At 45.0% G+C, this 271-nt stretch carries 1 protein-coding gene; it reads right to left on the bottom strand.

Annotated elements, in window-relative coordinates; all coding sequences use genetic code 11:
* The coding region (locus N6P30_RS24535) for a transposase (RefSeq protein WP_260630020.1) at nucleotides 1–246 on the bottom strand (246 nt) is incomplete at its 3' end.
* Nucleotides 247–271: the final 25 nt, after the last annotated feature.

Below are 271 nucleotides of genomic sequence, written 5' to 3'. Positions count from 1 at the left end.
TTTTTTTAATATATCCCGTTCGTCCGTAACCCGCTTCAACTCTTTCTGAAGACGGCGGATCTCGGCCTGAGCATCTGACTGTTCATTATGAGTGGAAGAATCCGGGCCGTACTTCTTTATCCAGGCGTAAAGACTGTGAGTGGTGATATCGAGACGTGTTGCAACACTGGAAACAGAATGACCACGATCAACAACCTGTTTGACTGCTTCAATTTTAAACTCTTCAGGATAACGCTTACCGCTCATGGGCACCTCTCTTTAAGTCATCTTA

This window comes from Enterobacter sp. PL1, assembly GCF_945957325.1.
GTDB lineage: Bacteria > Pseudomonadota > Gammaproteobacteria > Enterobacterales > Enterobacteriaceae > Enterobacter > Enterobacter roggenkampii.
This window is presented reverse-complemented; position numbering and strand designations above follow the sequence as displayed.